The 15059-nt window shown below is 53.4% G+C and carries 13 protein-coding genes; 2 read left to right on the top strand and 11 right to left on the bottom strand.

Features of this window, described 5'->3' with window-relative positions; translation table 11 throughout:
- Positions 1-177: 177 nt before the first annotated feature.
- The 7 genes from B7994_RS00610 to B7994_RS14010 form a co-directional block, all read right to left on the bottom strand.
- Entirely contained in the window at positions 178-678 is a 501-nt protein-coding gene (locus tag B7994_RS00610) for a hypothetical protein (RefSeq protein WP_088636551.1), read from the bottom strand.
- 85 nt (positions 679-763) lie between these two features.
- Positions 764-2629, bottom strand: coding sequence for a YidC/Oxa1 family insertase periplasmic-domain containing protein (locus B7994_RS00605; protein WP_088636550.1), 1866 nt, complete (start codon positions 2627-2629; stop codon positions 764-766).
- Between the two features lie 2 nt (positions 2630-2631).
- The gene (gene yidD, locus B7994_RS00600) at positions 2632-2877 is read right to left on the bottom strand and encodes a membrane protein insertion efficiency factor YidD (protein ID WP_088636549.1); all 246 of its coding nucleotides are present in this window, start codon (positions 2875-2877) and stop codon (positions 2632-2634) included.
- Positions 2861-3211 (bottom strand): ribonuclease P protein component, encoded by a 351-nt coding sequence (locus tag B7994_RS00595; RefSeq protein ID WP_088636548.1) that lies wholly within the window; start codon positions 3209-3211, stop codon positions 2861-2863. The genes yidD and B7994_RS00595 overlap by 17 nt, the downstream gene beginning before the upstream one ends.
- 39 nt (positions 3212-3250) lie before the next feature.
- Positions 3251-3406, bottom strand: a complete 156-nt coding sequence (gene rpmH / locus B7994_RS00590; RefSeq protein WP_072813226.1) for a 50S ribosomal protein L34 — start codon at positions 3404-3406, stop codon at positions 3251-3253.
- 171 nt (positions 3407-3577) lie between these two features.
- Entirely contained in the window at positions 3578-4519 is a 942-nt protein-coding gene (locus B7994_RS00585) for a GGDEF domain-containing protein (RefSeq protein ID WP_088636547.1), read from the bottom strand.
- Entirely contained in the window at positions 4520-4663 is a 144-nt protein-coding gene (locus B7994_RS14010; protein WP_158213030.1) for a hypothetical protein, read from the bottom strand.
- 115 nt (positions 4664-4778) lie between these two features.
- Between B7994_RS14010 and B7994_RS00580 the strand changes: the two genes are divergently transcribed.
- A complete protein-coding gene (locus B7994_RS00580; protein WP_088636546.1) occupies positions 4779-5312 on the top strand; it encodes a DivIVA domain-containing protein in 534 nt (177 codons plus the stop codon).
- A gap of 1 nt (position 5313) precedes the next feature.
- Positions 5314-5538 carry a DUF167 domain-containing protein gene (locus tag B7994_RS00575; protein ID WP_088636545.1) on the top strand — a complete coding sequence of 75 codons (225 nt, stop codon included), beginning with the start codon at positions 5314-5316 and terminating at the stop codon, positions 5536-5538.
- 86 nt (positions 5539-5624) lie between these two features.
- Here the strand turns inward: B7994_RS00575 and B7994_RS00570 are convergent, their stop codons facing one another.
- From B7994_RS00570 to B7994_RS00555, 4 genes are all read right to left on the bottom strand, one after another.
- Positions 5625-7694, bottom strand: coding sequence for a carbohydrate-binding protein (locus B7994_RS00570; protein ID WP_088636544.1), 2070 nt, complete (start codon positions 7692-7694; stop codon positions 5625-5627).
- 222 nt (positions 7695-7916) lie between these two features.
- The gene (locus B7994_RS00565) at positions 7917-10112 is read right to left on the bottom strand and encodes a carbohydrate-binding protein (protein ID WP_088636543.1); all 2196 of its coding nucleotides are present in this window, start codon (positions 10110-10112) and stop codon (positions 7917-7919) included.
- A gap of 200 nt (positions 10113-10312) precedes the next feature.
- Positions 10313-12550: a carbohydrate-binding protein gene (locus B7994_RS00560; protein ID WP_088636542.1), complete on the bottom strand. Its 2238-nt coding sequence runs from the start codon at positions 12548-12550 to the stop codon at positions 10313-10315.
- 217 nt (positions 12551-12767) lie between these two features.
- Positions 12768-14999: a carbohydrate-binding protein gene (locus B7994_RS00555; RefSeq protein ID WP_233142908.1), complete on the bottom strand. Its 2232-nt coding sequence runs from the start codon at positions 14997-14999 to the stop codon at positions 12768-12770.
- Between the last annotated feature and the right edge of the window lie 60 nt (positions 15000-15059).

The following is a 15059-nucleotide window of genomic DNA, read 5'->3' as shown; positions in this document are numbered from 1 at the left end:
TAAAGGGTCCCTTCCCTTTTCTTATAAAATAATTTATTCTGAAGAAAATAAAACAGGCAATTTTCAGCCTGCAAGATTCCCGTATACAAAGTCACAGGATTTTGCAAACGACAAAAAAAGCCCCCGCAGGGGCACTAAGGGCAAAGTTTCAATCGAGACTGACCCGCCGCAATGGAACTAGAAAGCCAACTGCACATCAAGTAAAATGCTAGTCGGTGCGGACAACAGCACCTCCGCATTAAAGCCTACGTGCCTATTGATATCATAGTTCAGGCCAAAAATAAAAGCCGTAGAGAACAGACTATAGGCTGCCGCAGCTACGTTAGCCGAGTACCCTAGGATTACATGGAAGTTTTCACCGCCTAGATGCCATACAGCCGGAATGCGGATTATATTCCAGTCAAACTGCAGACTGACCTGCATATACTGGTGCCAGGTTTCGCCAATATAGAAACGCAGACCAACGCCAAGGTCCAGCAAACCGATTTCTCCAAAGAAACGGACAGGCGAACCGCGATCATCCTTCTCGCCCGAAACACATGCGGATTCTTCCTTCGGGGCAGCCGATTCCTCGCCAATTGCAGACGTATGCTTAGGCCCAGTATATACGGAATCCACGTACAAGTCTGCGAAAGCCGAAGCAGAGAGGAAAAGTAAGACCAGCAGAATCTTTTTCATGGTTATTCTCCTTTTGGGCTACAAATATATAAAAAATCCCGTACTATTACGGGATTTATAAACTTTATATGTAATTTACAAAGGATTACTTCACTATCTTAGCGTCTTTCACGTTCTTGCCGTCGAGCTTAGAAGAGGGCTTGGCGGCAACAATGTTGCGGTTCATGATCTTGTACTGGGCGATGGTCCAGAAGTTACTGATAATCCAGTAGAGCACGAGGCCGGAGGGCATCACCGCGCTAAAGACGAACATCATGGCAGGCATCATCCACACCATCATCTTCTGCTGGGCAGGGTCCATGCCGGCGCTGCCGCTCATGGTGACCTTCGTCTGGAAGTAGGTCGTCACGACCATGATCCACGGGAGAATAGCAAGGCCCGCAGGCATGATGAACGGGATGGAAATTCCGCTCCACACCACATCGCTCTTGCTCAAGTCGGTAATCCAGAGGAATGCTGGCATGCCGCGCAATTCAATAGCACGACCAAGCACAAAGAAGAGGCCCATGAATATCGGCATCTGGAACAGCATCGGCAGGCAGCCCGTGCAGCTAGAGAACGGGTTCACGCCATTCTTGGAATAGAGTTCCATCATGGCGGCCTGCTTCTTCTGCGGATCGCTCCTGTACTTCACGTTAATCTCGTCCATCTGCGGCTTGAGCGCTGCAAGCCCGCGCGTAGCCTTCATCTGCTTGACGGTAAAGGGAGTCGTAAAGGCGCGCACGATAATCGTAATGAGGAGGATGGCCACTGCATAGTTCGGGACAATCGAGTAGAAGAACTTGAGCAGCTTGAGGAGCCACTTGCAAATCCACACGAACCACACACTGGAACCGGGGAACCACTTGGAACCCGTCACGATAATCTTTTCATAGCCCTGGCCGAGGGCTTCAACTTCGTCCCACTGGAGCGGGAGAACCATGAGGTTGTAGGCCATGGAATCGGCACGGACTTCGTCGGCGATGGTGAGGCTGTAGGTACCGGGGTCAGAATGGCCTTCAACAGTAACATTGATATGTTTGGCCTTCACCTTGGCAGGGACAGGCTTATCGAACTGCACTGACATGGCCACGTACTTGCGGCGCAGGCCCACCCAGTAGTAGTTGGCCTCGTCGAACGACATGGCATCAGTAAACGTCTCGCGCTCGGTAATCTCGTTGTTCCTGTAGATGACTTCACTGAAGAAGTAGCTCGCGCCACCGACACTCTTGCCCTGCGGAATGACTTCCGTTTCCTTCATGCCGCCCTTCCAGGCAAGTTCGTAGGCTTCGGGCTTGAACCCGACAAACCTGTTCACCTGACGCACGGCAGCACCGGCCTTCGTAAACCCGTAAGAACGCACGACCTTATTTCCGTTCGCATCGGTAAACGTGAATTCCACGCTCGTATCAGCATCTACCGTAATCCATTCCGGGGCATCGACAGCAAAAAAGGTTTCGCTCAGGTCGGCACCGCCAAGCTTGAGGTCGAGGGCGCCAAGCGCCGTATCCTGGATGAGCTCGGGGAAGTTACCGGCACTGTCCTTCAGGGCCTTCACGATAACGCTCTGGACGCGTCCGCCCTCGTTGGAGAGCGTCATGATGAACTTGTCGGTTTCGACGGTCACCGTGCGCGGGACAATCGCAGGGGCCTTGACTGCGGCAGCAGAATCGGCGGCAGCTACAGAATCGGCAACGGAAGCAGCGCTGTCGGCAATAGCCTGGGCAGCGGAATCCTTCGGGGCAGCGGCAGGAGCGCCAAGTACAGGCGGTTCCTTCTCTTCGGGCTTATTCACCGGAAGCACGAGTTCAGAAGGCGCTTTCGTATCGGCGACCTGTTCCGCAGCAGCCTTCTTGGCAGCCTGGGCGGCCCGGGCCTTCGCCCTAGCCTCTTCGTTCGAAGCGTTCACCGTCATCCACACGATGACGATTACCGCCATGAGTACGGAACCGATAATGGTATTCTTGTTCATCTCTATTCCTTCCTGGGCGGAACCGGATCATAGCCGCCCTTGCAGAATGGGTTGCATCTCAAAATCCTAAAAACAGCAAGATAGAAACCTTTGAAAGGGCCATGAACCCGAAACGCTTCTATCGCATACTGGGAGCAAGTCGGACGGAACCTGCATACCCCATGAAAAAAGAACGGATGGACCATCTGGTAAAGGCGGATCGGGGCGACCAGCACCTCCACAAGCATGTTCCTAACCTTCGCAAGCATTCTCCGAACCACCTTCCGGCACCTTCCATTCCATCTTGCGGAATATCTTCAGGGCAGATTCCCTGAGGCGGTCCGGCGTCATCACATCTGACGGGTCGTTCACGATGACCATCGCCCAAACAGGCTTCTCTATCGCGGGAACCATCCCGAAGAACAGCGGGCGAAGGACACGGCGGCACTTGTTCCTGTATACGGCGTTTCCGTTCCTCTTTTTTGCCAAAAAGCAAAAACGACAAGAACCGTCCGGGCTGTCAATCCACCTCATCGATAACGATGGAGAGCGGACGAACTTGCCTTGGACGGCTACTTGCCGATAAGCAGGCTGGTTTGGCAGCCGGTAAGAGCGCAGAGCGGCGATATGCCACCCCCCGACTTACTTCTTGTAGATGGAATCGCTAATGGTGAGGCGCTTGCGACCCTTGGCGCGACGGCGGCTCAGGACGGCACGGCCCCAGCGGTCTTCCATGCGGGCCATGAAACCATGCTTGTTGACACGCTTACGATTGTGAGGCTGGAATGTTCTTTTCATGATAAAACCTTTTTCTTTGCAAAATTTTGAGCCACAAAAATAGCAAAAAATCCGCACATATCAAGGGGTTACGAGCCGCGTAGCGGCTTTTTTACAGCCTCTTTTGGCTATCCCCAGGAACATCTTCGATTAATCAACAACTTATCAACACCAGGCCAATCCGCACGGGAACTAGTCAGTCAACGTGCGCACCTGGTTCTTGCCACGCGACTTGAAACTGTCGAGCAGAGAATCCACCTTCTTGAGCAGGCGTTCGCGGTCGAACTCATTCTCGTCGCGACACGGCACCAGGCCGCCACTGATGGTGACACGCAGGCGCGGATCAATATTCCAGGAAAGCTTCCATATGCTCTCGCGGAATTCATCTGCCCGCACAAAGGCGTCGACACCGGAATCGGCCGCCATGATGAAAAGGAAGGTATCCTCCCCATAGCGGGCACCACATTCACCCACATCCTCGTTGACACACTTCCACAGTGCATGGGCCACATCGCACACGACGCGGTCGCCCATCACGTGCCCGTAGGTATCGTTCAGGCTATCGAAATCGTCGACAGTGAACATGAACATGTAGAACTTTTCGCGGCTGTGCCACACGATGTTCTCGAGGTACTGGATAACATAACGGCGATTATACAGTTCGGTAAGACTGTCGTGCTTGGACTGGTAATCCAGCTTGCTCATCAAGCTTTCCCTCTGGACACGTTCGCGCACATAGGCGTTTATCGCAAACGAGCAGATAAGGAACAGGCTCACACCTACCAGCAGATAGTTCGTCACGTAATCCAGATACACAATGTCAATCGTCGGGTAAATCGACATCCAGTCCGGATGCCGCCAAGCCACCAGAAACACACCGGTACTGACAACAAGCGTAAGGAAGGCCGAGAAGAAGCGCATCCGGCGATTATCGATAAAGCTACTGAGGAAGGGACCTACCAGCAGGTAATATGTCGCAGCACTCGCCGTACCACCGCAGAAGAAGAACTGCAGCGGTGAAGACAGGCACGAATAGTAAAAAATCACAATGAAAAAGGCGACCGAATAGGATGCGGTCTTTTTCACGAATAACGCCACCAGGACGCACACGACCACGTTGAGAAGGCAGACCACTTATGCCGCATGGTTCACGTTCTCGACAACGGTAAGAATGGTCCCAATCACCGAAACGATAATAAAGACACCCTGGATAATCCAGAATAGCTTCTGCTCCAGAGTTTCAAGGTTATCCCAAAATTTTTTTAGGCGAGCAACCATATTTATGTCAATCTCCACTATCTAATATAACTAGAGATTTCAAAAGTAGGACAAAAAAAGAAAAAATTATTTTATATTTCCTTGAAGAAACCGATTTTACCCCGGAAGGCACAAAATGGAACTCACTCCGCTTGACATCCGCAACCAGACATTCCACAAGAAATCATTCGGCGGCATCGACGCCGAGGAGGTCAAGGCCTTCCTGGAAACAGCAGCGACCGCGTTCGAGCAGCTTTCCCGCAACCGCACGGACCTGACCGAGAGGCTCAAGATTGCCGAGGAACGCGTCAACTACTACCGTCAAATCGAAAAGACCATCCAAGATGCCGTCATCACCATGCAGCGCACCGTGGACGAAGTGAAAGCGACCGCCGAGAAGGAAGCCGAAATCATCATCGCCGAGGCCAAAGCCAGGGCGGTCCGCGAAGTGGAGTCCACCAAGAAGCAGGCCGAAGACCTTCGCGCCGAAATCGAACAGCTCAAGCAGCTCAGAAGCAACTACTTTATCCGCTGCCGCGCACTCATCCGCGGGCAAGAGGAACTCCTTGCCGCCATGGAAAACGACCAGAAGGAACTTGAAGCCCCGGCCGCGCCACAGGTAAGGCCAGCCACTCCAGGCATGAACATGGGCGGCAACGTTCTCGCCTAATATGCGGGTAAATATCAAGGTACATGCGAGGAGCAAGCGCGAAAGCGTAACGCCCCTCCCCGACGGGAGCCTGAAGGTCGAAGTGAAGGCTCCGCCCGTCGAGGGTGCGGCAAACGAGGCCATTTGCGAACTGCTGGCAGAGCATTTCAAGGTACACAAGCGCGACGTGAAGGTCGTCCTCGGCTCCACCAACAACAAGAAAGTCGTCGAAATCGCCGGAATATAGTTAGCCCCTCCCGCAACATTTTTATACCAGAAAAAAAGTCCCAGGATAACCCTGGAACTTTTTGATTTTATCTAGGATAAGGAAATCTACTTGGTCACGGTGAACCGGATCATCTGGCCGCCACGGAGGGGCTTTGCGATAAACATGCCGCCGTTACGGACAAGCGCTGCAGTCTTCGACCTGACTTCGGCGAGACCCGTAGCCTCGACACGCCCGTGGAACACGCCCGACACGTCGTAAATTCCGTACACGGCAGGCGACTTACCCGCATTGAACTTGGTCGTTACAAACGTCGGATCGCAGGGTTCCTCCGTGCACTGGCTGGAACCGTTCGAGAAGGCAAAGTAGTCCACATCGAACCAGGAGCCCGTCACCGTCATGCGGAGGATATGCTCGCCCGCCGGGAGAGTAACTTTGGTCTTCACGTCGACGAACTCATCCCAGCTCGTTCCAGACAGCGGAACTTCGGCAATGGAATTTCCATCAAGGGAAAGCGTAAAGCCCGATGTCGAATTATCCGTCGCCACGGAGGCAGTCATCGTGTAGTCTCCCGCCTCCTTCACGTTCACGGTGTATTCGAGCCATTCGCCTTCCTGGTTGTAACCCACGACATAGCCGGTAGCCTTCTTGTAGATATCGACACCGGTACCTTCACGGTAGTTAATCTCGCCATGGTCATCGGCATCGTTCTCACTGTATGTCTTGTTTTCCTTACCCGTGCCCGGAATGTCGAAGTTTTCGGCTTCAATCTTGCCCGGAATTTCGGCAATCTTGCCGCCGAACGGTTCACGAGGCACAGGGTCGGCCGGAGTACCCACACCCACGAGCGTCACGATACAGTCCTTGAAATTCGAGCTACCCGGATCCATGGTAATGGTCACGGAGCCGTTCTTGACTTCGACTTCGCCGTCATACTTTGCATCCTTCGACTGGCTCGTCGTGTACACATGGAAAGACTGAACGTCCGCACCCTGAACCTTGACGGTCACGGTCTTCGTATTCTGGTAGTCACGGTTCACGAGCACCACGATGACGCTATCGCCTTCGGAACTCTTGTAAGCACTTGCGAACAAATTCGCTTCGGGCTTGGCGGTCGCACCCACGCGGATTGCACCCGGACGGATAAAGCGGGCGAACTGGCTCATCACGTAGCCGCGCTTCGAGACCTTGCCGATTTCGTTGGACGGAATCTGGAGTTTGTTGCCGAAGTCCTTCTCCATGATGAGGCCGTAGCAACGGCGGATATACCACCAGGTGTACTGATTGAAGTTGCCCACAACCATAGCGCGGTGGATTTCGTAAGCCACGTCCATGGCGTTCACGGTATCGCGCTTGTTCTGGTTCGCCTGGTCACCCGTATTCGTAATCGTACGCCAGTAGTTGCCGCTGCCCTGGCTTTCGGTGTAGTGCTCCGTCATCCAACGTTCCACTCCCTTCTGGTCAGCCAAAGAATACTGGAAGAAATTGTCACCAGTCGTTCTGTCGCTCGCATAGAAGTGCGCACCGAGAATGTCCCAGTTCTTGAGGGCAGAAGCATCGTTCAGGACTTTGTTGTAAAGGTTCTTGTCGTAGCGGAAAGATTCCGTCGAAATCACCTTGGTGCCGTTCTTGCGCATCTGATCGGCATAACCCTTGGTGAAGTTGTATATTTCGTCAGCGCTCCAGCAAGCCCATTCACCGCACCAGTCCGGTTCGTTACTGATGGAAATTGCATACAAAGGAACGCCCTGGTTCTTCATGTAGGCAGTAAAGCTGTTCAGGTGGTCCACGTACTTCTGGTAGTTCGAGGAAGCCATGTGCTGGTTTGCACCTGCATACGGCGAAGTCCACGGCGTTGCATACAAAATAAAGTCATCACCGGCCACAGCCTTCGCATACTTTGCAGCCTGAACTTCTTTATTGAAATCACTGGAATTTGCATACACAGGAATACGCAGTGTGTTGAGGCCAATCTGGCCATCGCCCGTACCGAATGCGAGCTTGGCATCGGCCTCGGAAAGTCCGCCACCGCCCTGCCACTGGTTATGCACCATGCCACCAAAGCCGCGAATGACCTGGTGTTCATCGGTCACATCGACATTGACCGTCGAAGCAAAAGCCTGCGCGACCAAGGCGCTGCAGCCAATTGCGAGAGAGACTTTATTGATGAATTTCATACTAGCCCTATTTTTCCAAACAGAAATCCGCAGGATTGCGGTCCCATACTATAAAGATACCTGTTGGAAGGCATTTTTTACCATAAAACGCAATATTTTCCTTTTACGTTTTGGCAACGGACAAGAGCGGAAAAACTCCAAAAATGACAACAAAACAACACCCTCGGACGTTTGCCCGAGGGTGTCGTTTCTGGATGTGTGGTTTAGGGACTCTTTTCTGGTTTACTTTGCAGTAGATACCATGAATTTCTTGTTGCCGGCTACGGAGCGGAGCATGTAGACGCCCTGCCCAAATCCGGCAGCCTTCAAGACCTCCGCGGCACTCCCTGCAGAGAGATCAACCGTACCGAGTTTCTTTCCGGTAAGGCCAAACACGTCGTATGCCTTCGCAGAAGCATGTTGGAACTTGGTCGGGACAATCCCGATGGTCTCGACATTCCCGAGAGAGAACCAGTCCACATTCACGTTGTCGCTCGTAATGAGCAGACGGATGATGTGTTCACCCTTGGTGAGTTGGGCGCTGCCGCCTTCAAATTCCTTATATACGCTCCAGTCCTCGCCCGTCTGCGGAACCTTGATGGTATCGCCAACAAGCTTTCCATCAACAAGCAGGCAGAAACTTGCACCGTTTTCCATGCCGGTAGAAGCGGATGCCTTAATGGCATACTCGCCATCTTCAGATACGTTGACAGTGTATTCAAGCCATTCACCGGAAGCCGTGTAACCGATTGCCTTGCCGGTGCCGCCTTCCACAATGTCGACACCCAAGTCTTCGCGGAACTTAGCATCGCCCTGATTTTCGGAATCGTTGTCGTTGTAGGAATCGACATCGCCGCCGCGGCCCGTACCCGGAACGTCGTAATTTTCAGCCTCAATCTTCGCCGGAAGCGTCACGGCCGTGCCGCCATACGGAGTTTGCGGAGTGGGCGGAGTCGTGCCGCTGCCTTCGAAGCCCCAGGCCTTAATAGCCATGGTAGAATCCCTGCTGCCCTTGAACACGAGGAACACCTGTTCCACGATTCCCTTGAGGCCAGTGACTTCGCAGGAATTCTCGGCAAAGGTATTCTTGTTGCCGGTATTCTTAATCGTGCAGGTGCCGGCGAGCGTACCCGTCGCAGAACCCGTGTGGATTTCAATCTTGTCGCCATCGGCAGTGCTTGCTGCCTGCACCACGAAGCCCGTCGCGGCAGTACCGAAGTCAACGCCACTCACGCGGATCCAGGATTCCTTCGTAGAAAGCGGGAGAAGGAGATGTTCAGCCACCTTGCCCAAGCTCCAGTTGGAACGGCTACGGATGCCCTTCTGCTTGGAGCTCGTGAGAGCCGGATACCAGTCATACGGATCGAAGTTTTCTATCTGCTTCGGGCCTTCCTTCGTGAAAGTCAACGAGTTCATGGAACCATCGGCTGCATAGGTGAATTCATCTACGCTCACGCTGCGGTGGTATGCCGGGTTCGGATTCGCCTGTCCATCTTCGGCAGGAATCTTTTCGAGGCCGTCGTATCCGTTCGCAATGCGACGGTCATGGTAGGCGACGTACCAGTGGCCCTTGAATTCGGCAATGCCATGGTGGTTATTGTTGTTCGCGTTGATGTTCTGGCCATTGATGTTCGGGTTCCCCATGAAGATGCCCTTGTAGGTGTACGGGCCCATGGGTTTATCGGACATGCCGTAGGCAATACGCAAGTCGGCCGTACTGTAAGAGAGATAGTAGTTGCCCTTGTACTTGTGGATGTAAGAAGCTTCCATCGCCTTCGGGCCACCGATCTTCAGGTGAGTCTTGGAACTCACATCAAAGCCCTTCATGTCGGAGTTGAACTTGTAGATATTGAAGATGTCGTTGTTATTGTCGGCAGCCGGACGGCTATCGCTGCTACCGCCACCAAAGGTGAAGTAGCCCGTGCCGTCGTCATCAAAGAAAATACCCGGGTCAAAGCACCAGCCGATGCCGTCGCAGTCCGCAAGGCCGCCGCCCCAGTTGTTGATGAGCTTCTTGCCGCCCGAAACCGGGTTCGTCCACGGGCCGGCAATGCTGTCAGCAGAGATGAGGCCCACACCGCCGCCACCGCCATCGGGGAACACGATGTAGAGCTTTCCGTCCTTGGGGTTCACGGCAATGTCAGACGCCCAGATATCGCCGATACCGTCCACCTTGCGCGCATCGTAAATGATACCGAAATCGGTCCAGTTTTTCATGTCCTTAGTACGGAAACCGTAAAGGGCCTTGATGCTGTAGCCGTTTGCGTTGTATGCCGCCGGGTCATCGGAGTCGGTAATGACATAGAAATACGTATCGTCAGCGGCTGCACCCGGGTCAGCCAGATAATGGTAACTGGAAATCGGGTTATCGGCAAGCGCCACCCCAACGAGGCCACCCATGAGGGCAAGTCCAAATATTCCCTTATGATTCATCTTCATTTTACACATCCCTTTTATAAAACCGTTCCATTACGGCTTTTGCATTCTATAATCTACCCCTAAAAGGGGCTCTTTTTACCCTCAAAAAGGCACATTCCATTGACTTTTTATCCATAACGGCAAAAACATCCCAGAACGACGTCTGGGACGTTTCTAATGTCTAAATCGTCTTTTTTTGCTTAAAAAAACGCAGCTTTGGGCTATTCAGAGACCGTAGCCATAAACTTTTTGCCACCTTCAAAGGCGCGGAGCATGTAAACGCCCTTCGCATAGCCTGCAGCACGGAGGGCCTCGCCCACTTTCGCGCCCTTCAAGTTGATCTGGCCAACCAGGGAACCCTTCAGGTCAAACACGCGATAGCTTTCGTACTGACCGGCCTTGAACGCAACCTTGTTCTGGAGGGAAGTCGTTCCAATCGGGTCGGAATCTTCCGCATCCTTGCCTTCGACAAAGTTGATGTAGTCGATGTCCATCCAGTCGCCAGTGACGGTGAAGCGGAGGATGTGCTCGCCGGCGGTCAGTTTCACGTTGGCAGAAACCTTGTTGTAGTCGTCGTAATTATCTTCGCCGGAGGTTGCCTGAGGTACGGCAATCTCATCGGTGATGTTCTCGCCATCGATAGACAGCTGGAAGCCGGAGGTCGCATTGGCAGAAGCCACGGCGGCAAACATCGTGTAGTCGCCATCCTTAGCCACATTCACCGTGTATTCAAGCCATTCGCCAGCCTGGTTGTAGCCCACCACGTAGCCGGTAGCCTTCTTGTAGATGTCGACGCCAGTACCTTCGCGGTAGCTCTTGCCGCCGTTGCTTTCGGCGCCATGGTCGTCCATATCGTTGTCGCTGTAAGAATCGACACCTGCACCACGGCCCGTACCCGGTTCGTCAAAGTTTTCCATCTCGATCTTGCCGGGGATCGCCCAGGCCTTGCCGCCAAACGGCTTCTGCGGTTCCGGAGGCGTAGTGCCACTGCCCTCGAAGCCCCAGGCCTTCACGTACATGGTAGAATCCTGGTTGCCCTTGAACACGAGGAACAGCTGGTTCACGATGCCCTTGAGGCCTTCGACTTCGCACTTGTTCTCGGCGTAGGTATTCTTGTTGCCGGTATTCTTGAGCGTGCAGGTGCCTGCGAGCGTACCCGTGGCAGAACCCGTGCGGATTTCAATCTTGTTGCCGTCGGCAGCACTTGATGCCTCGACCGTAAAGCCCGTCGCCGCGGTACCGAAGTCCACGCCACTCACGCGAATCCAGGCTTCCTTACTGGAAAGCGGAATCAGCACGTGTTCGGCCTTCTTGCCCTGCACAAAATTGGAACGACTGCGGATGCCCTTCTGCTTAGAACTCGTGAGTGCCGGATACCAGTCGTATGGGTCGAAGTTCTCGATCTGCTTCGGGCCTTCGTTCGTCACCGTAACAGTCTTGATAGTGCCATCGTTATTGTAGAACATTTCGTCTACGGAAACACTGCGGTGATAGCCTTCGTTCGGGTTCGGCTTGCCGTCGTCGGCCGGAATAATTTCAAGTCCGTTATGTCCCTTCGCGATACGGCGGTCATGGTACACCACATAGGAATGCCCCTTGAATTCGGCAATACCGTGATGGTTGTTGTTACCGTTGATGCTACGGCCGTTCATGCTCGGGTCGCCGAGAATCGTGCCCTTCCAGGTGTACGGTCCCATCACGTTGTTGGACATACCGTAGTCAATGGTAGGCGCCCCCTGCTGCCAGCCGGTACTGTACGAGAAGTAGTAATTGCTCCCGTGCTTGTGGATGTAAGACGCCTCGAGCATCTTACGGGTCGGGAGGTTATTCACCTTCACGTGGGAACCGTTACCCACCGGGGCATCCTTCGCATCGTTCAGTTTGACGATATCGAAGTTGTCGGTATTCGGACGGCTATTGCTTTCACCACCGCCCCACGTGACGTAGGTCGTGCCATCGTCATCGATAAAGATACCCGGGTCGAAGCACCACGAGACGCCGTCGCAACCGATGATACCGCGGCCACCAACCAGTTTGTCCTTGCCCTGGCCCACGGCGTTTGTCCACGGGCCGTCAATAGCAGGCGCCTTGATGTAGCCGATACCACCGCCACCGCCATCGGGGAACACGATGTAGAACGTTCCGTTGTGCACGGCAATGCCGGATGCCCAAATGTCGTTAATGCCGTTCACCTTGCGGGCATCATAAATGATGCCGTAGTCGGTCCAGTTCTGCATATCCTTACTGCGGAATGCATAGAGGGCGTAAATCTTGTAGCCGTCGGAGTTGTACGGAGCCGGGTCGTCGGAGTCGGTAATGATGTAGAAGTAATCATCATCAGCAGCCGCACCGGGGTCCGCCAAGTAATGGTAGGTAGAAATCGGGTTATCGGCAAGCGCTGATGCCGCAAGGCCAAACGCAAGCGCTAAACCAAGCTTTCCCTTGGAAATCTTTTTCATCTTAACATCCCTTTTAAAGACCGCACCATTACAGTCTTCACCATTCTATAATTTAACCCCCAAAAGCCCGATTTTCATCCTTCCCCGAGCAAATAGCATTGACGTATTGTCCATAGTTGCATTAATAAAAAAGCACCTCGGGAAATCCCGGGGTACTTTCATGACGCCGAAAAAGGCGTCGGTCTGGATGTGTGGTGTTTAGGGACTCTTTTTGGCCTTATTTCGTCACCTTGGCCATAAACTTCTTGCCACCTTCGACCTGCTGGAGCATGTAGACGCCCTTCTTGTAGCCTGCGGCCTTAAGCGCTTCGGAAACGTTAGCGCCGTTCAAGTCGACCTTGCCAAGCATTGCACCATTCAAGCCAAACACACGGTAGGTGGTGTACTGCAGGGCCTTAAACGCAACCTTGTTCCCGAGCGCAGACGGTCCTCCGATCGGGTCGGAATCTTCGGCGTCCTTGCCCTTCACGAAGTTGATGTAGTCAATATCCATCCAGTCGCCGGTCACGGTGAAGCGGAGGATATGCTTGCCCGCAGTGAGCGTCACGTTTTCCTTGACCTTGTTGTAGTCGTCGTAGTTTTCTTCGCCGGCACTGGCCTGCGGAACAGCGACTTCGCCGGTAATGTTCTCGCCATCGATAGAGAGCTGGAAGCTGGAGGTCGCATTGGCAGAGGCGACGGCGGCAAACATGGTGTAATCGCCTGCTTCGGCAACTTCCACAGTGTATTCGAGCCATTCGCCGGTCTGGTTGTAGCCTACAACGTAGCCGGTCGCCTTCTTGTAGATGTCTACCCCCGTGCCTTCGCGGTAGCTCTTGCCACCGTTGGTTTCGGCGCCATGGTCATCGGTATCATTGTCAGCGTAAGAATCGTTACCCGCACCGTAACCCGGTTCATCGAAATTTTCCATCTCGATCTTGCCCGGAATGGCCCATGCCTTGCCGCCAAACGGCTGCTGCGGTTCAGGCTCGCGCTTGGTGCCCTGGAATTCCCATTCGAGAATGCCCATGGTGGAATCCTTGCCATTGTTCTTGAACACGAAGAACAGCTGGTCCACGACACCGCTCAGGCCCGTCATGGCGCAGTCGTTATCGGTGAATGTCATGTTGTTGCTGGTCTTTGCCAGTTCGCAAGTACCGGCAAGCGTACCGGTGGCACTGCCCTTATGAATTTCAATCTTGTTGCCGTCGCCCACGTTCGCGGCCTTGATGCGGAGGTTCTCGGCACCATTACCGAAGTCCACACCAGAGACGCGGATCCAGGATTCGCTACGGCTCGTGAGCGGCAGAAGCACGTGCTTCACCGGCTGGCCCTTCGTCCAATCGGTACGGCTACGGATATTCATCTGCTTGGAACTCGTAGTCGCCTTGTAGGTCTTGTACGGATCAAAATTCTTGATCTGCTTCGGGCCTTCACGCGTGAAGGTCAGCTTGTTCATCTTGTCGCCACTCCAGGTGAGTTCGTCGATGGACACGCTTCTGTGGTTTTCGTAGTTCGGGTTTTCGGAACGCACGCCAGCCTGCGTCGTTGCGGCCGGGTGGTTGTCGGAAGTCACCAGGCGACGGTCGTGGTAAACTGCATACCACTTGTCCTTGAACGGAGCGAAGCCCTGGTGGTTGTTGCCACCTTCGCCATGAGCATCAGGCACAGAGCCGATTCCCGGAATGACCGTGCCCACAAAGGTATAGGGCCCCCAAATATTGTTGGACATACCATAGTCAATCACCTGGCTACGGTTGTTGAAGCTCAAGTAATAAGTGCTGCCCTTCTTGTGCAAGTACGGAGCTTCGAAGGAGTTCGGCAAAGAGACCTTCTTCAAGGAGTTCTTGTCGAAAGTAATCTTGCCATTGCTTTCGGTAAAACTGATAATGTCAAAGTTGTTGCCATACGGACGGCTGGAGCTTTCACCACCACCGAAAATCACGTAACCCTTACCGTCATCATCAATCAAGATGCCCGGGTCAAAGCAGTGCGCAATGCCATCGCAGCTGCCAATCAAGCTACCGCCACCTGCAATTCTATTGACACCATGAGTTTCCTTAACAGGGTCAGTATAAGGGCCATCGATAGCCGGGGCGGTAATCATGCCCACGCCACTTGCGCCATCAGGGTAAACGATATAGACCTTACCATCCTTGACGGCAATGCCCGATGCCCAAGTATTGCTCGGATAGTTGCCGAATTCGCGCTTGGAACGGAAAATCATGCCGTGGTCGGTCCAGTTTTTCATATCTTCGGACGTAAAGGCATAAAGGCCGACGATGTCGTAGTTCCAGTTGGTCTGGTTGTTGTAGTCATCGACGTCAGTCAAAATGTAGAAGGTGTCACCATCGGAAGCGCAAGAGGGGTCTGCCAGATAGTGATAAGATGAGATAGGGTTATCTGCCAAACCGTAGGTGGCAAGACCCACTACCAGAAAAGAAGTTGCAACACCACAACTGAATTTCATAACAGCTCCTTTTTTCAAGAGCCACGAGTCCACCCACCAAAAAAAGACCCGCGTCCCATA

Source organism: Fibrobacter sp. UWR2 (genome assembly GCF_002210285.1).
In the GTDB taxonomy this organism is placed as follows: Bacteria; Fibrobacterota; Fibrobacteria; order Fibrobacterales; family Fibrobacteraceae; genus Fibrobacter.
This window is presented reverse-complemented; position numbering and strand designations above follow the sequence as displayed.